Origin of the sequence: Kineococcus esterisolvens (assembly GCF_050871405.1) — a bacterium.
Classification (GTDB): Bacteria; Actinomycetota; Actinomycetes; order Actinomycetales; family Kineococcaceae; genus Kineococcus.
The window spans coordinates 1-20751 of sequence record NZ_JBJLRI010000071.1; the positions used below are offsets into that span (position 1 = coordinate 1).

General features: G+C 70.9%; 16 protein-coding genes and 3 pseudogenes. 7 read left to right on the forward strand and 12 right to left on the reverse strand.

The features are described 5' to 3' along the window. Positions 1–112: pseudogene (locus ACRYR8_RS17545) on the forward strand (IS30 family transposase); the annotation flags it as partial. Positions 113–138: 26 nt separating this feature from the next. Next, a complete protein-coding gene (locus tag ACRYR8_RS17550) occupies positions 139–1014 on the forward strand; it encodes a CBM35 domain-containing protein (RefSeq protein WP_432485717.1) in 876 nt (291 codons plus the stop codon). Positions 1015–1302: 288 nt separating this feature from the next. On the opposite strand, the gene ACRYR8_RS17555 is transcribed toward ACRYR8_RS17550, so the two are convergent. The 5 genes from ACRYR8_RS17555 to ACRYR8_RS17575 form a co-directional block, all read right to left on the reverse strand. Beyond that, positions 1303–2343, reverse strand: coding sequence for a LacI family DNA-binding transcriptional regulator (locus ACRYR8_RS17555; RefSeq protein WP_432485719.1), 1041 nt, complete (start codon positions 2341–2343; stop codon positions 1303–1305). Positions 2344–2569: 226 nt separating this feature from the next. After that, positions 2570–3964 carry a family 1 glycosylhydrolase gene (locus tag ACRYR8_RS17560; protein ID WP_432485721.1) on the reverse strand — a complete coding sequence of 465 codons (1395 nt, stop codon included), beginning with the start codon at positions 3962–3964 and terminating at the stop codon, positions 2570–2572. Between the two features lie 158 nt (positions 3965–4122). Next, on the reverse strand, positions 4123–5019 hold the full coding sequence (locus ACRYR8_RS17565; protein ID WP_432485723.1) for a carbohydrate ABC transporter permease: 897 nt from the start codon (positions 5017–5019) through the stop codon (positions 4123–4125). Next, positions 5016–5969, reverse strand: coding sequence for a carbohydrate ABC transporter permease (locus tag ACRYR8_RS17570; protein ID WP_432485725.1), 954 nt, complete (start codon positions 5967–5969; stop codon positions 5016–5018). Before ACRYR8_RS17570 ends, ACRYR8_RS17565 begins: the two co-directional genes overlap by 4 nt. A gap of 194 nt (positions 5970–6163) precedes the next feature. Continuing rightward, the gene (locus ACRYR8_RS17575) at positions 6164–7423 is read right to left on the reverse strand and encodes an extracellular solute-binding protein (protein WP_432485727.1); all 1260 of its coding nucleotides are present in this window, start codon (positions 7421–7423) and stop codon (positions 6164–6166) included. Between the two features lie 1041 nt (positions 7424–8464). On the opposite strand from ACRYR8_RS17575, the gene ACRYR8_RS17580 reads away from it, so the two are divergent. Continuing rightward, the gene (locus tag ACRYR8_RS17580; protein ID WP_432485745.1) at positions 8465–8902 is read left to right on the forward strand and encodes a DUF1016 N-terminal domain-containing protein; all 438 of its coding nucleotides are present in this window, start codon (positions 8465–8467) and stop codon (positions 8900–8902) included. Positions 8903–9029: 127 nt separating this feature from the next. Here ACRYR8_RS17580 and ACRYR8_RS17585 read toward each other — a convergent pair whose 3' ends face one another. Genes ACRYR8_RS17585 through ACRYR8_RS17600 form a run of 4 tightly spaced genes read right to left on the reverse strand, consistent with a single transcriptional unit; the run spans position 9030 to position 13357 of the window. Beyond that, positions 9030–10073: a LacI family DNA-binding transcriptional regulator gene (locus ACRYR8_RS17585; protein WP_432485729.1), complete on the reverse strand. Its 1044-nt coding sequence runs from the start codon at positions 10071–10073 to the stop codon at positions 9030–9032. Between the two features lie 2 nt (positions 10074–10075). Continuing rightward, the gene (locus ACRYR8_RS17590) at positions 10076–10996 is read right to left on the reverse strand and encodes a carbohydrate ABC transporter permease (RefSeq protein ID WP_432485731.1); all 921 of its coding nucleotides are present in this window, start codon (positions 10994–10996) and stop codon (positions 10076–10078) included. Between the two features lie 7 nt (positions 10997–11003). Then, the gene (locus ACRYR8_RS17595) at positions 11004–11954 is read right to left on the reverse strand and encodes a carbohydrate ABC transporter permease (RefSeq protein WP_432485733.1); all 951 of its coding nucleotides are present in this window, start codon (positions 11952–11954) and stop codon (positions 11004–11006) included. A 59-nt stretch (positions 11955–12013) separates the two neighbouring features. After that, positions 12014–13357: an ABC transporter substrate-binding protein gene (locus ACRYR8_RS17600; protein WP_432485747.1), complete on the reverse strand. Its 1344-nt coding sequence runs from the start codon at positions 13355–13357 to the stop codon at positions 12014–12016. Between the two features lie 270 nt (positions 13358–13627). Between ACRYR8_RS17600 and ACRYR8_RS17605 the strand changes: the two genes are divergently transcribed. Continuing rightward, the gene (locus ACRYR8_RS17605) at positions 13628–16039 is read left to right on the forward strand and encodes a beta-galactosidase (RefSeq protein WP_432485735.1); all 2412 of its coding nucleotides are present in this window, start codon (positions 13628–13630) and stop codon (positions 16037–16039) included. 56 nt (positions 16040–16095) lie between these two features. Further along, positions 16096–17277: a glycoside hydrolase family 53 protein gene (locus ACRYR8_RS17610; RefSeq protein WP_432485737.1), complete on the forward strand. Its 1182-nt coding sequence runs from the start codon at positions 16096–16098 to the stop codon at positions 17275–17277. Between the two features lie 145 nt (positions 17278–17422). Here ACRYR8_RS17610 and ACRYR8_RS17615 read toward each other — a convergent pair. Then, a pseudogene (locus tag ACRYR8_RS17615) lies at positions 17423–17626 on the reverse strand (IS3 family transposase); the annotation flags it as partial. 94 nt (positions 17627–17720) lie between these two features. Here ACRYR8_RS17615 and ACRYR8_RS17620 point away from each other — a divergent pair. Beyond that, a pseudogene (locus ACRYR8_RS17620) lies at positions 17721–18790 on the forward strand (IS3 family transposase); the annotation flags it as partial. 373 nt (positions 18791–19163) lie between these two features. Here the strand turns inward: ACRYR8_RS17620 and ACRYR8_RS17625 are convergent. Together ACRYR8_RS17625 and ACRYR8_RS17630 are read right to left on the reverse strand one after the other, a co-directional pair. Next, positions 19164–19922, reverse strand: a complete 759-nt coding sequence (locus ACRYR8_RS17625; protein ID WP_432485739.1) for an alpha/beta fold hydrolase — start codon at positions 19920–19922, stop codon at positions 19164–19166. Between the two features lie 165 nt (positions 19923–20087). After that, positions 20088–20243, reverse strand: a complete 156-nt coding sequence (locus tag ACRYR8_RS17630; RefSeq protein WP_432485741.1) for a hypothetical protein — start codon at positions 20241–20243, stop codon at positions 20088–20090. A gap of 180 nt (positions 20244–20423) precedes the next feature. On the opposite strand from ACRYR8_RS17630, the gene ACRYR8_RS17635 reads away from it, so the two are divergent. Beyond that, positions 20424–20618 (forward strand): hypothetical protein, encoded by a 195-nt coding sequence (locus ACRYR8_RS17635; protein ID WP_432485743.1) that lies wholly within the window; start codon positions 20424–20426, stop codon positions 20616–20618. Positions 20619–20751: the final 133 nt, after the last annotated feature.

Below are 20751 nucleotides of genomic sequence, written 5' to 3' on the forward strand. Positions count from 1 at the left end.
GACCCTGACGCAGGCGGACTTCGACGCCATCGCTCGAGAACTCAACGAGCGGCCTCGACAGACCCTTGGCTTTCGGTCACCCTCGCAGGTGCTGGCGGAGGTGTTGCGTTGACCGCCTGAGCCCGCAACCGCCCCGGCATGATCACCCTTACTCGCATGTCCGACGGGCGCTACATCGCCACCTTCGAGGTCGTCAACCGCCCCAGCCAGTCCCAGAACAACGCACCGGTCTACTTCAAGATCTCCCCGGACGGGCTGAACTGGTCCCCGGCCGACAGCATCGGCACCCCCATCAAGCTCGCCGACGGCCTGGGCATCGGCTCCTCCCCGGAGGTGCGTTACGTACCCACCGGCGGCCCGATGGGCATGGTCATCGTCTCCTCGAAGTGGTCCCTGACCGCGGCGGGGGCGATCGATCGCGGGCAGAACTTCTACGTCAACTACAACCTCGGCTCCGGCACTTGGGAACGCTTGCCCTACGCAGTCACCTACGACTCCACCGACACCGAAGGCGGCACGTTCAGCGGCTTCGCACAGGGCTTCGACACCAGCGTCGACGGCAAAACGCTGTACCAGTCGACCAACGTGGAGAACCTGGCCACCACCTACAACGACGTGCGTGTCGGCTCCATCCCGATCGGCGCGCAGCAGTACGAAGCGGAAAGCGCCGTCCGCACCAGCGGAACCCGCCTGGTGACCAACCCTGCCGCAGCCGGCGGGTCCAAGGTCGGCGACATCAACGCCACCGGTGCTGCGCTGACTTTCACCGTCAACGTCGCCACCGCAGGCACCTACACGATGAACGTGCGCTACGACAACGGCAGCGGGGCCGCCAGCACTCACTCGCTGCAGGTCAACGGCGGGACCTCCGCGACGATCAGCCACCCCGTCACCGCCAACTGGGGCCGCTTCGGCTGGGCACAGGCGAAGGTCACCCTGAAGGCCGGTAGCAACACCATCAAGTTCACCAAGGCCAACGGCTTCGCCGAACTGGACCAGATCCAGATCTTCTAGCCCGCAGCCATGCTGGATCCCCACCGCTGTTCGTAGCCAGAGGGTTGTTCGCGCGCAGTCGCTCACTGGAGTGAACAGCGGCAGCAACGAAGGGGGTACCCGTCCGATGCGGCAGGCACCCCCTTCGTCGTCCAGTCTCGCGCCCCTGCAGCACCGCCCACGAAGGCGCCGTCGCCATAGGCATCACTGCGAGGTACCCGCGCGGACGAGCACACAGCGGCTCGGCGCGATGCTTCGGTGAGCGTACGCCGGGCGAACACACCCGTGCGTTCACGCCCAGACGCTCCCTCAGGTGCCGACGCAGCGGTCGGCACCCACCCGCACCGTGGAGCTCTCCCTGACCAGCAGTTCGAAGTCGGCCAGGTGACTGCGCGCGGGCAGTGTCGAGTTCGCTGCGTGGATGCGCTCGAGCAGGTAGCCGACGGCCGTGGTGGCGATATCGCTCAAGCCGGGCTTGATCGTGCTCAGCGCCGGCACGCTGTAGCGGGTCTCGTCGATGTCATCGAAGCCGACCACGGCCACATCTGCGGGGACCGCGCGCCCGGCATCGCCGAGCACGCGCACAGCACCCAGCGCCATCGCGTCATTGAACGCCACCAAGCCGTCGACGTCGGGGTGCTCGTGCAGCAGCCGGCGGGTGCCTTCAGCTCCGGCTGCACGGGTCCAGGCGCCGACGTCGAGAACGAGATCCTCGTCGTAGGGCAGGCCCGCACCGGCCAGGGCCTGACGGTAGCCAGCCAGCCGCAGGGCCGCCGTCCCACGCTGGTGCCCGCGCAGAGCCCCCAGCGCCGCGATGCGCCGGCGCCCCTCGTCGATCAGGTGTTGGGTGGCCGTCTGGGCACCTTCGGTGTTGCGCATGGTGACATGGTCGGTTGGCCAGTCGGCGATGGGTTCACCGAGCACCACGACCGGGGTGGTGATCGAGGCAGCGACCCCGTGTCCATCGATCAGGCCCAACGCGCTGAAGAGGATGCCGTCAACCATCTGGGTGCGCTCACCGCGCAGAAGCTCCAGCTCCACCTCACGCTCACCGCGGGACTGCTCGATGACCACTAGCAGGTCGTGCCCGGCGGCCACGGTCATGACCGCGTCGGCCAACTCGGCGAAGTAGGGGTTGCGGATGTCGGGAACGATGAGGCTGATGACCCCCAGGTGGCCGGTACGCAGCCCACGCGCAGCCACGTTGGGGCGGTAGCCCAGCTGCTCGATGGCCACGCGAACGCGCTCTCGAGTGGCAGCACTGAAGCTGCCCTGGCCCCGCACCACGTTGGAGACCGTCTTGATCGAGACACCGGCGGCCTTGGCCACGTCGTGCAACGTCACCGACATGTGCGTGCTCCCGCGCTCTGGACGTCCATCCCGATCTCCCTCTTCCCGAAGCAGGGTAGCTGCGCGGCAGGCCATGCCAGCCCCGCACCAGTACTAGACTCCGCGCCGGCGCGGCGCGCAGGTCCTGCTCGCCGCTGAGCAGGCGGGCCCGAGCAGCCGCCTGTCGCTCCACGCCGTGGTCCGCGGCCGGGTGAATCACGGCTCACCCCTGCACCTCGCACGGGACCTACGGGGCGACCGGTGCGGGCGCTGCTGGCGTCATGGGGGTGGATTCCTGTGCCGGGGCGTGCGGCGCGGGCACAGTGCCGGTGCCGGTGCCGGTGCCGGTGCCGGTGCCGGTGCCGGTGCCGACGTCTTCCACCACCTGGCCGGGCGTCGTGGCTGCCTGGCCGGCCAGGTGGTGGAAGACGTCGGCGACGGGAGTGCGTTCTCGCTGCAGCCCGTGAGGGGCTTCCACCAGGTCGTACAGGCCCATCGTGAGCAGGTGGTCACGGCGAGGTCGATCGCTGTGCCGGTAGGTCCACTCGTACATGTCGAACAGCGGCCACCACGTGTAGCCCACCACACGCCGCCCCTGCGCTCGCAGGGCGTGCACTTCGGCCACGGACTCCTGTAGCCACGTGATGCGTTCGGCGACGGGCGCGGTGACGCACGTCTCGGTAAGCATGACGGGCACCTGGTAGCGCTCCTCGTAGGCGGTGAGGACCTCGCGCAGCCCGCTGACCCCGTCATCGCGGGTGGGGCGTGGATCGGCGAAGCCCCCGCCGTGGTGCACCCCGGCTTCGAAGACCTCGGTGGAGTGCAGCGGGTAGTAGTTCACCCCCATCACCGTCGGCGGAGTCGGGTCCTGCTCGAAGGCGTCCAGGCGGGACGGCGTAACGCCTGCATCGAGCAGGTCCGCGTGCAGCGGATGCTCAGCCCCGACACGGCCGGTCAGCAGGTCCTCGACCAGGTATCGCTCGTGCAGCATCGCCTGCACGCGCTCGGCGTGCTCGGGCACGTGGATGTCGCCGACGTAGCGAAAGCCTGCGTCGACGTGCACGAAGACGGCACGCTCCCCCAGCACCTGCTGGATGCGCCGCTGCGCCCGTGCGGAGGCTTCGGCCAGGTTGGTGGCCACGGTGAGCAGTCCACGCTGCCCGCGCAAGTAGGGGGGCCAGTACCCGTACTGTCCGCAGAACTGCGCGTGGATCATCGGCTCGTTCACCGGTGTGTAACTGGTAGCGATGTGCCCGTAGCGCTCGGCGACACGTCCGGCGTACTCGGCGAAGTGCCGTGGGAAGTCGGGGTTGGCGAACTGATCGCTCAGCCACAGCGGTGTGCCGTAGTGCAACAGGTCCACGATCGGCTCCAGACCCAGCTCAGCGAAGCGGGCCATGGCACCATCCACCCACGCCCAGTCCCACTGCCCGGCGGCCGGGTTCACCCGGTGCCAGGGGATGCCCCAGCGCAGCAGCTCGGCGCCGACGTCCTTGGCCAGCGCCAGGTCACTGCGGTACCGGGTGTAGTGCTCGGTCAGCTCGTATTCGTCGATCGCCCGCTGCCCGGGGCCCTCTTGCGGCACGAAGGTGTTCTCGATGCCGAGCGCGAAGTGCAGTCGTCCGTCGTCGTGCCAGCTCATGCTGCAAGCGCTCCTTGGTGCGATGGGGGCCGGCTCAGTGGGTGCCGGCTCAGTGGAGATCGGTGCGGTGCGGATCGATAGGGTGGTTGTGGGGCTCGGCGACCTGGGGAACGTCACGGCGTGCTACTGCGACCGGCGGTGATCCGCCGCAGCCGTGCTCACTTCAGGCCGCTGGTGGCCACGCTGGCGATGAAGCGGCGCTGCACGAGGGCGAAGAGCACTGCCAGCGGGGCCAGGGCGATCAGCGAGCCGGCCATCATCACCCCGTAGGGGACGATGCCGCTGGGTCCGGTGAGCAGGGTGAGCCCGGAGGTGATGGTGCCCATCTGCTCTCCGGTGCTGAAGACCAGTGGCCACAGCAGGTCGTTCCAGTTGTTGACGAAGGTGAACACGGCCAGGGTCAGCAGTGCCGGTACGGCGTTGGGCAGCACGATGCTGCGGTAGATGCGCCACTCCGATGCACCGTCGATGCGTGCGGCGTTGTCCAGGTCGCGCGGCAGGGCCAGGAAGAACTGGCGCAGGAAGAAGATGCCGAAGGCGTCCGCAGCTCGTGGCACGATCAACGCGGCGAAGGTGTTGATCCAGCCCAGGTCCGCCAGCAGCTGGTAGATCGGCACGAGCGTGGCCTGGAAGGGGATCATCAAGCTGGCCACGATGAGCACCAGCAGCAGCCGTGAGCCGGTGAAGTCCAGGCGGGCCAGGGCGTAGGCGGCCAAGGAGTCGAAGACGAGCGCGCACAGCGTCACCCCGCCGGCGAAGACGAAGCTGTTGGCGATCAGCCGCGCGAAGGGCAACTGATCGAAGATGGTCCGGAAGTTCTCCAGCGTCCACTGCTGCGGCAGCAAGGTGGGCGGGTAGGCGTTGACCTCGGCCACGGGCTTGAAGGCGGTGAAGACGATGATGAAGATGGGAAGCAGCAAGGCCAATGTTGCGGCGGCGACGAGCAGGCACAGCACCCACCGGCGCACCCCTGTGGTTCTCGTGGAGCGTCGGGGCACGTTGGTGCGCGACGGGGTGCTCGCCGCGTACCTGGTGTCAGCGGTGGTGGTGCTCACGCGCTCACGTCCTTCTCCTTGCGCGATGCCAGCAGGAACTGCGCCAGGCTCAGGATCAGCGTGGCGATCAGCAGCACGTACGACAAGGCGGAGGCCACCCCCAGGTCGAGTTTCTGGAAGCCGGTCTCGTAAATCTGGGTCACCACGGTGTCGGTGGCGTGGTAGGGCCCGCCCTGGGTCATGACGTAGATCTGGTCGAACGCCTGAAGGGCGGCGATCAGGGCGAAGATCACCACGAAGGTGGTGGTGTTGGTCAGTAGTGGCAGCGTGACGTGGCGGAAGCGTCCCACCGCTCCAGCGCCGTCCATGCGGGCTGCTTCGTACAGGCTGTCCGGGATGTCCTGCAGTCCGGCGATGAAGATGACCATGTAGAAGCCGAAGCTTTTCCACACCGCGACCACCACTACCGCCGGCATCGCCAGGGTCGGGTTCTGCAGCACGTCGCCGATCTGGATGCCGGCTCCCCGCAGCCAGTAGTTCAGCAGACCCACTTGGGGGTCGATCAGGTAGTTCCACGCCAGGGCCGCCACGGCCAGGGAGACGATGAACGGCAAGAACAGCGCGGTGCGGAACAGGCCCCTGAGGGGAAGGCGGGGATCGTTCAGCAGCAGCGCCAGTCCCAGGGCGCTGATCAGGGCCAGGGGCGTGAACATCACGGCGTAGACGGCAGTGTTGCCCAATGCTCTGAGGAAGGTGGCGTCGGTGAAGACGGTGACGTAGTTTCCCAGGCCGGTATAGGTTTCTTGACCGAACCCGCTCGAGTCGTACAGCGAGGTGCGAAACGCCGAGAGCATCGGCCAGCCAACGAAGGTCAGCAGGATCGTCAAGGCCGGCGCCAGGAAGCACAGAGCGGCCGCGGTGCGCCGCTGCGAGCGGTTCAACGGCCCGCGACCGCCCAGTTGCCGAGGCGGTTTGTAGACGCGGACCCGCTGCTGGGTCGATGTCGCCATGTTGGATCTCCCTCACCACTCGACGACGGGAACTACTGGATGATCGAACCGTGCCGCTCTGAACTCCGGTCCGATCGCCGGGCACGATCGCGGGACGCAGCGACGCCCCCTGCTGACCCGCGGTTCCACAGCCCGGACTCGTGCTGGGGGACCGCGCTACGAGGCCGTGCCGCATCCCGTGCTACGGTGCCTGCTCACTCGTTGAGCGCTTCTTGCACCTTCGGCTGGGCGTCGTCCAAGGCGGCAGCCGGGTCCTTGCCCGCCAGGGCCTGCTGGGTGGCCTCGTCCACGGCGGCCAGGACGTCGGCGCTGTTGATGACACCGGGAAGCAGCGGCTGCGCCAGTTCAGCCATGTCGGTCAGCGAGGCGACCACCGGGTTGGCGGCCACCGCCGAGGTGGGCACGTCCGTGCGCAGCGGCGGCCAGCCCGAGCCCAGGGACCACTCGGTGGTCACCTCTGGGCTGTAGAAGTAGTCGAAGAACTTCTGTGCCGCTTCCTGCTCGGCCGCATCGGCCTGCGCGGTGACCGCCATCGAAACGCCGATTGCCGAGGCGACCTGGGCAGCTGGGCCCGCCGGGATCGGTGCCAGGGCGTAGTCGATGCCGTTCTCCTGCGCCACTGAAGCCATCCAGGGCCCGGCGATCTCCATGGCGGCCTTGCCGGCACTGAAGAGTTCATCGGCCTTGATGCCGTCCAGGCCCGTGGGCGAGATGTGCTCGTTCTGCACGGCCTGGCTCCAGAACGCCAGCGTTTGCCGGTTCTGGGGTGAGTTCAGCGTGGCGGTCTCCCCCTCGGTGATGGAGCCGCCGCCGGCGGCGAAGAGGGTGGCCCACACGCCGTTGGCGACCGTCTGGTGATCGGGCAGGGCCAGGCCGTACTGCTCCGGGGTGCCATCGCCGTCACGATCGATCGTGAGCTTCTCAGCCACCTCGACCCATTCCTGCCAGGTGGTGGGGAAGTCGGTGATCCCGGCCTCGGCGAACATGGCCTTGTTGTAGATCACCGACAGGGGGACGAAGCCGGTGGGCACGCCGTACTTCGTGCCGCCCACCTCCTCCATTCGCACCGCGGCGGGGTTCAAGGCGGCGGCGTCGGCGCTGGCGGCGTAGTAGTCGTCGAGGTCGGCCAGTGCGCCCTTGCCCGCGTAGACCGGCAACTGCTCTGCCGGCAGCGCGACCAGCTGCGGGCCCTGCTCAGCCGAGAGGGCCGGCAACAGCGAGTTCTGGATCACCGCCCACGTCTTGACCGAGTACTCGATGTCGACCTCGTCCTGCGAGGCGTTGAAGTCATCGATGATCTCGTTGAGCTTTTCGCCATCGGCGGCGGTGTAGCCGTGCCAGAACGTCAACGTCACCGGTCCGTCGCCCTGCCCCGGGGAGGTCGAGGACGAACAGCCGGTCAGCAGCGCTCCTGCGGTACCGAGGAGCGCAAGCGCTGCGAGCGATCGCTTCATGGGTTCTTCAGCGCCTTTCAGCCGCCCGCAGAGTCGAGGAGAAGGTCGACGACGGTGTCGAGCCGGCGATGGATGGGGCTGCAGTGCAGCCGGGAGCGAGTGAGGTACAACGTTGTACTTGCTGGCTCGAGCATGCTCCCCCTTCCCAGCAGTGTCAAGCGGTGGAGCTGACGGGGACGACGACATGCCACGGCCGGGATGGGCACTCGCCTGGTCTGCAGGGACTGCCGCACGACCAGGTGGCAGTTCACGCGCTGGGCGACCTGCGCGCGCGGTGCGGTTCCGGTGGCAGCTCTCGCCCGAGACAGCACGAATCCAGCCCGCGAGCGCCCGCGCGGCTTCGTCAGGCAGGTGGACATCCGCACGCATCGGGCGGCATGTCCTTGCTGCACCCGCCGCCCCGGGTCGGGGCGCTGCAGCGCGCACGTGAGTCAGCTTCGTGGTCGGCCCACGTTGTGTGTCGCCTGAGAGCCTCAGCGAGGTGACGTCTTCCGTCAGCGCCCGTCCACCCCGAAAGTGCGGCCTCGACGACACACAGTCCACCCGGGGTCCCGGTCGGCACGGACCCTGGCCGGGGTCCCGACCAGGGGACCTGTGCGGCGGGCACCGGCACACGGCGAGCGCCGACACCCGCGGACCACCGCCCCCGGATGTCACCGCCCGGGTGTCCACGGCCGCGGGCGCCATTCGGGGCGGGGTGTCACCAGCCCCGAAGGCCGGTCAAAGCCGCACCAGGCAGCCCGCGAGCGCCGCGGCCGGTCATGTGAGCGGTCATGTGAGCCTGCGGCGCCCGTGCGCCGCGCTGGGCCAGCGAGTGGTGTGGCCCTGCGCTCGCTCCCGCCACGGCTTCGGGAACCTCACGCGACCTGACCCCAGCCGCACCCGGTGACGATGACCGACCTGGCGAGCGGCCCGCTGACCTTCCCGCGGGCTACGCCGAGCTGCTCGAGGCGCTGAAGGAGCGGGTGCGCACCAGCAAGGTCCGCGCCGCGCGCGGCCAACACCGAACTGCTCAAGCTGTACCACACCATCGGCCGGGACATCCTCGAGCGCCAGCACCGGCACGACTGGGGCGCGAAGGTCATCGACCGCCTCGCTATCGACCTGCGCGCCGCCTTCCCCGACCAGCGCGGCTTCTCCCGGCGCAACCTGCACCCCACGCGCGCCTTCGCCGCCGCCTGGCCCACCGGGACCGGCCTCGTGCCACAACCTGTGGCACAACTGCCCCGGGGCCACGTGCGCCTGCTGCTGGACCGCCTCGATCAGCAGGACCTGCGCCAGTGGTACGCCGCCAGCGCCGTGCAGCAGGGCGGGTCCCGCGCCGTGCTCGAGCACCAGATCGCCACCCGCCTGCACCAGCGCCGGGGAGCCACGCCCTCCAACTTCACCACCCACCTGCCCCCGCCGACTCCGACCTCCCCCCGAACCCCCTACGTCTTCGCCTCCCCCGGGCCTCACCGAACCGGTTGCACCGGCTGACCTGGAGCAGACTCGCCGCGCCGACGCGCTGCTCACCGCTCACCGAGAGGAACTCGGGTCCAGCTACGCCGCGGGTTCGCTCGACCTGGCAACCGGTGGAGGGACCACCGGCCTCGGCATCGAGCCGCTAGGGCGCTGAGGCGCGCAGCACCAGGGAGGTGGGGACGGTCGTCGCCAGCGGCTCGCCGCCTTCGATGCCCTCCACCACCAGGCGCACCATCTCCCGGCTGATGCGGTCCAGCGGCTGGCGAACGCTGCTGAGCGGCGGGTCGAGCGTGGCGGCGAGACCCGTGTCGTCGAAGCCGACGACGGCCACGTCGCCGGGCACCGAGCGGCCCGAGGCGCGCAGCGCGGCCAGTGCACCCGAGGCCATGAGGTCGGAGGCGACGAAGACCGCGTCCAGCTGCGGGTCCGCCTCCAGTAGCGAGCGCATCGCGGCCGCGCCGCTCTGCCGGCTCCAGTCCCCGTGCCGCACGAGCGCGGGGCCGGGGTCAGCGCCAGCGGCGCGCAGGACGTCGCGGTAGCCCTCGAGGCGATCCACGCCGCCGGGGGTGTCCAGCGGGCCGGTGATGGTGGCCACCTTGCGCCGGCCGGTGGCCAGCAGGTGCTCCACGGCGGAGCGCGCCCCGGCCCGGTCGTCGGCGGACACCGAGCTGATGCGGTCCTCCGCGCCCAGGACCCGGCCGCAGGCCACGACGGGCACGTCGGTGGCGGCCAGCTGCCCCGGCAGGGGGTCCCCGGCGTGCGAGGAGACCAGCAGCACGCCGTCGACGTGCCGGCCCTGCAGGTAGGCCAGCACGCGGGCGCGCTCGTCGCCGGTGCCGGCGATGAGCAGCACCGGGGTCAGGCTCCGCTCCGACAGCGCCTGGGCCACCCCCCGCAGCAGCACGGAGAAGACGGGGTCCTCGAAGAGCAGGTGCTGCGGCTCGGTGAGCAGGAACGCGATCGAGCCGGAGCGGCCGGTCACCAGGGACCGGGCGTGCGGGTTGGCGGTGTAGCCGGTGCGGGCGATGGCGTCGCGCACGGCGCGCGCGGACTCGGGGCTGACCCACTCGTGCCCGTTGAGCACCCGCGAGACCGTGGCGTAGGAGACCCCGGCCTCGCGGGCGACGTCGCGGATGGTGGGTCGCTTGCGCGCGACGGGTGGGCGGGGGGTGGTGCGCTCGGGCACGCTCACCCCTTGACCGCACCGCTGGTCAGGTCGACCTGCCAGTAGCGCTGCAGGCACAGGAAGAGGGCGACCAGGGGCACGATGGCCAGCAGAGCGCCGGTCACCACGGAGGTGTACATCGCGGGCTGGGAGGCGCCCTGGTTGAGCAGGCCGTTCAGACCCACGGTCACGGGGAAGAGCTTGTCGTCGCCGAGCATGATGTAGGGAAGCATGAAGTTGTTCCAGATCGCCACGAACTGGAACAGGAAGACGGTGACCAGGCCGGTGCGCATCATGGGCAGGCCGATGCGGGCGAAGACGCGCGCGTCGCCGGCGCCGTCGACGCGGGCGGCCTCCACCACGTCGTCGGGCACGGCGGCGGCGGCGAAGATGCGGGCGAGGTAGATGCCGTAGGGGCTGATGATGCTCGGCAGCAGCACCGACCAGTACGTGTTGGTCAGGTCCACCTTCGCCAGCAGCAGGTACTGCGGCACGGCCAGCACGACGCCGGGCACGAGGACCCCTGCGAGCAGCACGTTGAAGACGGCGCGCTTGCCGGGGAAGGAGTACTTCGCCAGCCCGAAGCCCGCCATGGCCGAGACGAAGGTGGACAGCAGCGCGCCGACGCCGGCGTACAGGGCGGTGTTGAGCATCCAGCGCCAGAACACCCCGTCGCGGTAGGCGCTGAGGTCGGCGACGTTGCCGAGCAGGTGGGTGCTCGGCGCCAGCGTGAAGGTGGAGAACAGCTCCGAGGCGCTCTTGGTGGAGGCCGCGAGCACCCACAGGACCGGCAGCAGGCAGTACGCGGCGCCGATCAGCAGCGGCAGGCTGACGACGGCGCTGGGCCGCGGGCCCGCGGTGACGGTGCGGGCGCGGCGGCGGGGTGCGGCGCCGTGGGCGCGGGCCGGGGCGGCCGGCGTCGTCGGGGCGGAGGTGGTGGACACGGTGGGCTCACTTCTCCTGGTCGAAGGCCCGGTTCCCGACGAGCTTGAGGAACCCGAAGGACAGCACGAGCATCACGAGGGCGATGACGACGGACGTGGCGGCGGCGGAGTAGACGTCGTTGCGGACGAAGGCGTCGCGGTACACCTTCATGAGCGGCGTCCACGTCGAGGAGATGGAGTTGCTCAGCGGGCGCAGGGTGGTGGGTTCCGCGAAGACCTGCAGCGTGGCGATCATCGAGAAGATGAAGGTCATGACGAGCGAGGGGGCCACGATCGGGACCTTGATGCGCCACGCGATCTGCACGTCGCTCGCCCCGTCCAGGCGGGCCGCCTCGTAGACGTCGCCCGGCACCGAGCGCAGCGCGGTGTAGAGCACGATCATGTTGAAGCCGACACCGCCCCACAGGGCGATGTTCGCCACGGCGAAGATCACCAGGTCGGGGGACAGCAGGTCGGGGGCGGGCAGGCCCACGGCCTCCAGCACGTCCACCAGGGGGCTGACGCGCGGCAGGTACAGGAAACCCCACAGCAGCGAGGCGACCACGGCCGGCACCGCGTAGGGCAGGAAGATGGACGTCCGGGCAAACCCGCCGACGCGGGTGCGCCCGGAGTCCAGCAGCAGCGCCAGCACCAGGGCCAGCGCCATCATCACCGGCACCAGGACGAGGCCGTAGAGGGCCACGCGGCCCACGCTGGCGAGGAACTCCGGGTCGCTCAGCGCCCGGGTGTAGTTGCCCAGCCCGGCCCACGTCTCGGTGCGGCCGGCGGAACCGAGGCCGAGACCTTTGACCTCGGCCTTGCGGAAGCTGAGGTAGAGCGCGTAGAGGATCGGTGCGGCGAGGAACGCGCCGAACAGCATGACCGCCGGGGCGAGGAAGCCGTAGGGCGCGAGCGAGCGGCGCGACCGTATGGAACGTACCGGCACGCCGGTTCCGGAAGGGGTGGTGGCGGTGGCCATGAGGGCTCCTGGGAGGCGGGGCGGTGCGGCGCGCGCTCGGCACGCCGCACCGCGGGCGGTCACTTCGCGACGGTGAAGCCGGTGTTCTCCAGGTCCTCCACGGTGGTGCTCTGGATGCTGGCCAGGGCGGCGGTGAACGCGGCGGCGCTGCGCTGCTCAGCGGCGGCGCCGAACGCGTCGGTGTAGGCGCTGTAGGCGACGTTGACGTTGGGGCCGTAGGTGAAGTCGTTGGTCGTCTCGGCGACGCGCCCGACGACGTCGTAGTAGTCGGGCTGGTTGGAGATGAACGCCGGCGGGTCGGTGAGCGCCTGGCCGGCGGCGTCGGTGGCCGCGGGGTACACGCCGGACACGTCGGCCAGGGCCTGTACGGCCTCGGGGTCGGTGTTCAGCCACTGCGCGAACTCGGCCGCCTCCTCGGGGTGCTCGGACTGCGTGGTGACCCCGGTGGCCGAACCGCCCCAGTTCCCGCCGGCGGGGTCCGCGGCGTCCCACTGCGGCAGCGGCGCGGCCATCCACTTGCCGGCGGTGTCGGGGGCGATGCCCTCCAGCACGGCCGGGGACCACACGGAACCGACCCAGCCGACCTGGGTGCCGTCGTTGAGGGCGGCGTTCCACTCCGGGGTGTACATGGGGGTGTTGGCGATGACCCCTTCCTCGACCAGGCCGCCCCAGTAGGCGGCCACCCGGCGGGTGGCCTCGGAGTCGACGTCGACGCTCCAGGCATCTCCCTCGATTCCCCACCACGAGGCGCCGGCCTGCTGGGCGAGGCCGGCGAACCAGCCCGGGTCGTTGGCGGAGAAGGTGCCGAGGGACTTCGCCGGGTCGGCCGCCTTGACCTTCCGGGCGGCGTCGGCGTACTCGTCCCACGTGGTGGGGACCGCGATGCCGTACTGCTCGAACAGGTCGGCACGGTACAGGAACATCATCGGGCCGGAGTCCTGCGGCACGGCGTACACGGCGTCGGAGCCGAGCGTGACGCTGTTCCACACCGAGGACGGGAACGCGTCCTGCACGTCGTCGCCGAGCTGGTCGGAGATGTCGGCCAGGGCGTCGGAGGAGACCAGCGTGGGGATCTTCTGGTACTCGGCCTGCATGAGGTCCGGTGCGCCGCTGCCGGCTTTGACGGCGGTGAGCAGCTTGGTCACCGCGGCGTCTCCGCCGTCCTGCTTGTTGACGGTGACCTGGACGTCCGGGTGGCTCTCGTTCCAGGTCTGCACGACCTGCTCCATGTTCGGCGCCCACGTCCAGAAGGTGAGCTCGACGGGCCCGTCGCCGCCGGTGCTGGTGCCGCCACCGCCGCTGCACCCGGCCAGCAGCAGGGCCGCGGCGGCGACGGCGGCCAGCGTGCGGCGTCGGCTCGGGCGGGGCGCCGGCGCGGTGCTCCGGTGGTTGGCGCGGGACATCGGCTTCGAACGCACTGATCCTCCTCGATCGACCTCTCCGCGTCGTCGCGGAGCCGGGGGCCGGGCGACTCGTCCACGGCCTGTGACCGGTTACAGTCGACGTCGCAGGTGGTCTTGTCAAGTCCCTGGGGAACCCCTCGACATCCCACCACCGGCGCGATTACGGTGCGGATCGAGGCCTGTGACCGATCACAGCCGCGAGTACAGCTGCACCGTCCGGCGGGCCGCCTGCCCGCCACGGCCGGCGACGACGCCCCGGAAGGACCCCGAGTGCCCACGCCACCCCCCGCCCCCGGCGGCACCGCGCCCCTCGCCCTCGTGCACCACCCCTGGTCGACGCCCCTGGTGCGGCCCGCGATGGCGAACGAGGAGGACCGGCGCGCCGGCCTGAGCCTGACGAACCGCTGGCTGGAGCGCGACGGGCGCCCCGTCGTGCCCGTCTCCGGCGAGGTGCACTACAGCCGCCTCCCGCGTGAGCGCTGGGCCGAGCGGCTGCGCTGCGTGCGCGCCGGCGGGGTCACCGTCGTGTCGACGTACGTGATCTGGCTGCACCACGAGCCCGAGCGCGGCCGGGCCTGCTTCGAGGGGAACCTCGATCTGGCCGCCTTCGTGGACGAGTGCGAGCGCACCGGCCTGGACGTCGTGCTGCGCATCGGCCCGTGGGTGCACGGCGAGACCCGCAACGGCGGCTTCCCCGACTGGGTTCAGGCGGCGGACGTGGCGCACCGCACCGACGACCCGGCCTACCTGGACCTGGTGCGCGAGTGGTTCGGTCGCATCGGCGCCGCCCTCGCGGGCCGCGCCCGCGCCGCCGGCGGCCCGGTGCTGGCGATCCAGCTGGACAACGAGCTCTACGACCAGCCGCAGCACCTGCTCACCCTCAAGCGGCTGGCGCGCGAGGCGGGGATGAGCGCGCCGCTGTGGACGGCGACCGCCTGGGGCAGCGCGCAGCTGCCCGAGGGCGAGGTGCTGCCGCTGTACGGCGGCTACGGCGACGGGTTCTGGGTGGACGCCGACGCACCCTGGGACCCCACGTTCCGCGAGCACTTCTTCTTCTCCCACGTGTGGGACGACCCGGGCATCGGCGCCGACGTGCGCGCCCGCACCGGCACCGCCGCGGCCGCCGGCGCGGTGCCGCGCAGCCCCTCGACGCTGTTCCCGCCCGCGACGTGCGAGCTGAGCGGCGGCATGGCCACCGCCTACCACCGCCGGCCGCGCCCGGCCGCGCTCGACGTGGCTGCCGTGGCCCACTGCAAGATCGGCAACGGTTCCGCCTGGCAGGGCTACTACATGTACGCCGGAGGGACGAACCCGGCCGGGGACGCGCACGAGTCGCACGCCACCGGCTACCCCAACGACGTGCCCCGCCGCGGCTACGACTTCCACGCCCCCGTCGGCGAGGCCGGCACCCTGGCACCCAGCCACGCCGAGCTGCGCCGCCAGCACGCGTTCCTCGCCGCCTTCGGTGAGCGCCTGGCGACGATGCCCTCGTCCCTGCCTCTGGTGCGCCCCACCGGCGTGGAGGACACCACGACGCTGCGCTGGGCGGTGCGCGCCGACGCCGAGCGCGGGGACGGGTTCCTCTTCGTCTCCTGGCACCAGCCGCACGTGCCGCTGGACACCCACCCCGGCGCCCGGTTCTCGGTGCGCGTGGGGGCGGACGATCCGCTGGTGCTGCCGTCGCGGCCGGTCGCGGTGCACGCGGGGACGCTGGCGCGCTGGCCGTTGCGCCTGGAACTGGGCGGTGCCCGCCTGGAGTGGGCCACCGCCTCCGCCCTGACCGTCCTGCCGGGTGGGCCGGGCACCGGGGTGCCCGTGCTGGTCCTCACCGCGGAGGACGGCGTGGGCTGCGAGGTCGCCGTGCCGACCGGCACCGTCCTGGAGGGCACCGACGGCGCCGCGCTGGACGGACGTGACCACGAGGGCCTGCGCGTGCACGACGTCACCCCGGGCGAGGGGCCGGTGCGGGTGCGCGGCCCGCGCGGTGCGCTGGACGTGCTCGTGCTGCCTGCGGCGGTGGCGCGGCAGGCGTGGGTCGTCGAACCCGGCACCACCGGCGGCGCCCGGCGCCTGCTGCTGTCGGCGGCGCCGCTGGCCTGGGGTGCGGACGGTGTCGTCACCTGCCGTGCCAGCGGCGAGGAGCCCGGCGTGCGGGTCTACGACGCCGGCGCCCGCGCCTTCGCGGCGCTGCCGCTGCAGCGCACGAGCCCGCCGGGACGCCGGGGCGCGGTGCCCGTCACGGCGCTGCGCGAGGCGTCGGCCACCGTGCCGGTGCTGCACGGCGAGTTCGGCGGGCGCGCCTCGGCGCCGTCCGCCGCGAGCTTCGACGAGCACGCCGCGGTGCTGCGCCTGGAGCTGCCCGCCTGGGTGGCCGACCCCGGCCGTGACCCCGTGCTGGACGTGGACTGGGCCGGGGACGTCGCCGAACTGCGCGTGGACGGCCGCACCGTCACCGACCGCTTCTGGGACGGCTCGCGCTGGACGGTGTCGCTGCGCGACGCCGGCGTGAGCACGACCAGCGAGGTGACCCTGCACCTGCTGCCCCTGGCCGTGGGCGCCCCCGTGCACCTGCCCGCCGACGCCGCCCGTCGCCTGGCGGGGGCGGAGAAGCAGCTCGGCGCCCTCGACGCGGTCCACGTCGTCGACGCGGCGACATGGACCGAGCCGGTCCCGGTGGGCTGACCCGGAGGGGCGCCCCCACCACCTGCTGTTCCCCCGTCCCGACGCGAAGGAGCGCCATGACCACCACCAGCACCACCACCCGCCTGCGCCGGCGCAGCCTGCTGGCCGCGCTGGCGGCCGCCCCCGCCGCCGGTGCGGCCCTGGTCGCGGCCGGGCCCACCGCCGCGGCAGCCCCCGGTGGCGGACCCGGCCTCGCCGTGCGCGGCGCGGACCTGTCGTTCCTGCTGCAGAGCGAGGCGGCCGGCGCCCGCTACGCCGACGCCCGCGGGCGGGTTCGACCCGTCGAGCAGCTGCTGCGCTCGCAGGGCGCCAACTGGGTGCGCCTGCGCGTGTGGGTGGACCCGCCCGCCGGGTACAGCGGCACCGCCTCCACCGTGGAGCTCGCCCGGCGCGCGAAGCGCGCCGGGCTGAAGGTCCTGGTGGACCTGCACTACTCCGACTTCTGGGCCGACCCTGCCCACCAGACGACCCCCGCGGCTTGGGTGGGTCAGGACCTCGCCACCCTGGCCCGCACCGTCCGCTCCTACACCGCGCAGACCTTGCGGGCGATCGCGGACGGCGGCGGCCGGGTGGACATGGTGCAGGTCGGCAACGAGGTCACCGCCGGGATGCTGTGGCCCCTGGGTCAGGTGTACCGCCCCGGGCAGCCGGCCGACTGGACCGGTTTCACCACCCTGCTCCGAGCCGGGATCGCGGGGGTGCGCGACGTGCACCCCCGGCGCCGGAACGTGCCGGTGATGGTGCACATCGACCGTGGCGGCGACAACGGCGGCTCCCGCTGGTTCTACGACCACGTGCTCGCCGAAGGGGTCGACTTCGACGTCATCGGACAGTCGTACTACCCGTTCTGGCACGGTTCGCTGGACGACCTGCACACCAACCTCGACGACCTCGCCACCCACTACGGCAAGGACCTCGTGCTCGTCGAGACCGCCTACCCGTGGACGCTGGAGGACGGCGACGGGCTGGAGAACCTCATCGCCCGGCCCGAGCAACTACCCGACATCAGTCGGTTCCCGCCCACCCCGCAGGGCCAGGCGGACTACTTCGAGGCGCTGCGAGAGGTCTTACTGGCGGTGTCGGAACGCCGCTGCCTGGGGTTCTTCGCCTGGGAGCCCGCCTGGCTGCCGGGGGTGGGCTGGGAGCCGGGCGCCGGCAACCCCAACGACAACCTCACGATGTTCACCCACGACGGTCGCGCACTGCCCGCGCTGGCCGCCTTCCGCCCGCCACGCTGACGGGGGCAGCCGCGCACCGAAGAGCTGTGCGGCTGCCCGCCCGCCGGGCGGGATACACCGGCAAGGTCGTGACGATCCTGCACCACGGCCGTCCTGCACACCTGAATCTGCCCCCACTCCGGTTGACCTCGGGGGTTGGATGCGGTCAGGCGGTGTGAGCTGGTTGCAGGAGTGTCTCGTACTCGATGGGCGGCAGCCGTCCAAGGAGTTGCTGGCGGAGTCGGAGGTGGTAGCTGGTCTCGATCCAGGTGACAATCGCCAGGCGCAGATGCTCGCGGGTGGCCCGGGTCTGCCGGTTGAGGACGTTCTTCCGCACCAGACCGAAGAACAACTCCATGGCGGCGTTGTCAAGGCCCGGGTTTGATGGAGGCCTTGGTGTGTCCCGCCTTCCACGGAGTCCGATGACTGGAGACGGTGGCCACTCGACTCCCTGAGGAGGGCGTGTGGGACGGCGTGGATATCCGGCGGAGTTCCGTAAGGTGTTGGACCTGGTCGGGTCCGGTCGGGCGGTAGCCGAGGTCGCAGAAGTCCTGGGCGTCAGCTCGGAGGCGATCTACACCTGGCGCCGGCAGGACCGCATCGACAAGGGCCTGGTGCCGGGAGTCAGCAGCACCGAGCAGGCCGAGCTGAGCGCGGCGAAACGACGCATTGCGCAACTGGAGACCGAACTGGCGGTGCACCGGCGGGCCAGTGAGCTGCTGAGGCAGGTGGTGCCCCCGAAAGGCGCTACCAAGCGATCGAAGTGATGGCCGCAAAGGGGGTGAGCATCGAGGTCGCTGCACGGGAGCTGAGCGTCTCGGCCTCGGGCTACTACGCGTGGAAGAACCGCGCTCCGTCAGCTCGCCAAGTGCGCCACGCGCTGCTGACCGATGTCATCCACGAGATCCACACCACGTCCCGAGGGACCTACGGCAGGCGACGAGTCCACGCCGAACTGACTCTGGGGCGCGGTCTGGCGGTCTCCAGGGGCACTGTGGAGCTGCTCATGCACCGCGCTCGGCTGAAGGGAGTGGCCGGCCGCCCCAAGTGGGTCCGTACCAACCGTGACGCGATCGCCACCGACCTGGTGGACCGCCGCTTCACCCAGACCGCGCGGGACGAGCTGTGGGTCACCGACATCACTGAGCCCCCGACCCGGGAGGGCAAGGTGTACTGCACAGTGGTACTGGATGCGTTCTCCCAGCGGGTGATCGGCTGGTCGATCGACTCCTCACCCACTGCAGCGCTGGTCACCAACGCGCTGGGCATGGCCATCGGCTCACGCCGCCCCGAACCGGCAACGATCATACATTCCGATCATGGAGTTCAGTTCGGTTCCTGGGCTTTCACCCACCGGGCCAGGGCCAGTGGGCTGCTGCCGTCGATGGGCAGCATCGGAGTTTGTTACGACAACGCGATGATCGAGTCGTTCTGGTCGCGGATGCAGGTTGAGCTGCTGGATCGTCGACGGTGGCAGAAGCGCATCGAGCTGGCCAACGCGATGTTCGAGTACCTGGAGATCTGGCACAACCGGTAGCGTCGGCATGGGCGACTGGGCTGGCTGACACCGATAGAGTTCGAGCTGCAGCAGAAGATCACCGTGGCCTGAGACTCCAACTACTCACCTCCGTGGAACACGGGACACACCACACCCTCCATCGAACCTGGGCCTTGACACTCCAGCGCGACCGACTGCGACCCCGGTGCCAGTTCTTCGGATGAGCCACTTCCCGGAGCCGCCGCCACCAGCATCCCCACTCGGTCGAGCCGTCGCAATAGTCGCGGTTGACATAAAGAGGAACCATGACCGGGCGATGGCCATGAGCGTCGCCTGCATCGTGTGGCGTCGAACCACGTGCTGCGAGGCGGCTGGGTGCGCAAGGCCGCGGAGTCGGCTGTCAGGCTGCTCAGCGGCTCGTTCCGGCAGCGTGGGCGTGCACGATGAGGTCGGCGACGGCGTCCGGGGCCGAGAGCATCGGCCAGTGCCCGCTGGTCAACGTCCGAAGCCGCCAGCGTTCGGGCAGGTCGCCGCGAACCTCCGCGGGCACGTTGGCCGGGGGGTCCTGCCCGGCTGGCGCGGTGGCCACGTAGGTCGCGGCCGTGGAGGTGACGGGCCGATCCAGTGTCGCCGCTTCCAGCACGGTGCGGCCTGGGTGGTCGACGAACCCGGCGTTGAGCATCCGCCGGTCATCCGCGCTCAGGTCCTGCTCGAGCTCCAGAGCGGCGGCAGGAGGTGGCGCCCAGCGCATGCCGTCGGCGCGTACCTGGTCCATCTCCGCACGGCGTTGCTGCGGATCGTGGCCCCAGTCGTCCAGCAGGCAGCGACCCTGGCGTGGCAGGAAGGCGGCGATGTAGACGGTGTGGCGTACCCGCCGGCCGAGCCGGTCGGCGACCATCCCGGCGATGAGCCCCGAGTAGGAGTGCCCGACCAGGACGACGTCGTGCAGGTCGAGGGCGTCGAGGTGGTCGATGACGTCGTGGACGTGCTGGAGCAGGCCGACGGTGGATGCGTCAGCGGAGGGCGGTTGGCCCACCGCTGGCGACAGGCCGCTGAGCGTCAAGGTCATGGCCGCGATGCCGCGCCCGGTGAGGCGGGTGACGGTGTCGCGCCAGATCCAGGCCCCCATCCATGCTCCTGGGATCAGGACGTGTGTGCTCGTGCTCATCGCGCTCCTCTGCGATCGTTGATGGCTCGTACCCGTGCTGACCCGGCGAACAGCGGGAACTCACCGCGTCGCTGGAGGTGATCGACGAGTTGGCGCAGCTGCGCGCTGAGCCGGCTCGAGCACGCCCTGCATGCGATCTGAAGCGTCGCGGCTTCTCTGCCGTCTTCATGTGGGGCACGGCTCCGGGATGGAGTCGCTGAGGTCAGCGTAGTGGGCGGCCTCAGCCTCAGCAGGTGGTCGGTACTCCAGCCGGGAGTGCAGCCGGGCGTTGTTCCAGCACTCCACCCAGGTCGCGGTGGCGTACTCGACGTCGGAGAGCATCGGTGACCTCGCCAGCGCCGACGGAGAGCAGCGCCTGCTCGTGGTCGACACGGGCAACGCCGGACGCAGCATCCCCGTCGAGCCGACCCTCGCTCGGCTCATCACCACCTACCTGGGCTGGACACCTGGCGCGCCCGCTTCCCCCGCGCGAGGTTCATCCCGCTGAACGCCCCACTGCTCGTGACCACCGGTCAAGACCTGACCCGCCACCAGCTGCAGTACTTGGTCCCAAGCTGCTACCGGGCCGCCGACACCGACGACCGCCTACAGCGCGGCGCCCTCGTGCACGCCCTGCGTCACACCTTCGCCACCCGCGTCGTGGCCGCCGGCAGCCTCACGTACGCCGCGCTGCGCCACCTCGCCCCGGCCGGCTGAGCACCGGCGGCAGCCTCGACGAAGCCGGACCCGCGCTGCCGACACCACCGGCGTGGCAGCGCGTGTCAGCCGCCACCCGATCAGCCTGCCCGAGCAGGGGTCTTGCGTCGTGCCGGCGCAGCACGCCGCGCCG

Excerpts from the sequence above, each read along its gene's own strand:
- ACRYR8_RS17550 (WP_432485717.1), top strand. The coding sequence starts at position 139 with ATGATCACCCTTACTCGCATGTCCGACGGGCGCTACATCGCCACCTTC.
- ACRYR8_RS17555 (WP_432485719.1), bottom strand. The coding sequence starts at position 2,343 with ATGTCGGTGACGTTGCACGACGTGGCCAAGGCCGCCGGTGTCTCGATC.
- ACRYR8_RS17560 (WP_432485721.1), bottom strand. The coding sequence starts at position 3,964 with ATGAGCTGGCACGACGACGGACGACTGCACTTCGCGCTCGGCATCGAG.
- ACRYR8_RS17570 (WP_432485725.1), bottom strand. The coding sequence starts at position 5,969 with ATGGCGACATCGACCCAGCAGCGGGTCCGCGTCTACAAACCGCCTCGG.
- ACRYR8_RS17575 (WP_432485727.1), bottom strand. The coding sequence starts at position 7,423 with ATGAAGCGATCGCTCGCAGCGCTTGCGCTCCTCGGTACCGCAGGAGCG.
- ACRYR8_RS17595 (WP_432485733.1), bottom strand. The coding sequence starts at position 11,954 with ATGGCCACCGCCACCACCCCTTCCGGAACCGGCGTGCCGGTACGTTCC.
- ACRYR8_RS17600 (WP_432485747.1), bottom strand. The coding sequence starts at position 13,357 with ATGTCCCGCGCCAACCACCGGAGCACCGCGCCGGCGCCCCGCCCGAGC.
- ACRYR8_RS17610 (WP_432485737.1), top strand. The coding sequence starts at position 16,096 with ATGACCACCACCAGCACCACCACCCGCCTGCGCCGGCGCAGCCTGCTG.
- ACRYR8_RS17625 (WP_432485739.1), bottom strand. The coding sequence starts at position 19,922 with ATGAGCACGAGCACACACGTCCTGATCCCAGGAGCATGGATGGGGGCC.
- ACRYR8_RS17630 (WP_432485741.1), bottom strand. The coding sequence starts at position 20,243 with ATGCTCTCCGACGTCGAGTACGCCACCGCGACCTGGGTGGAGTGCTGG.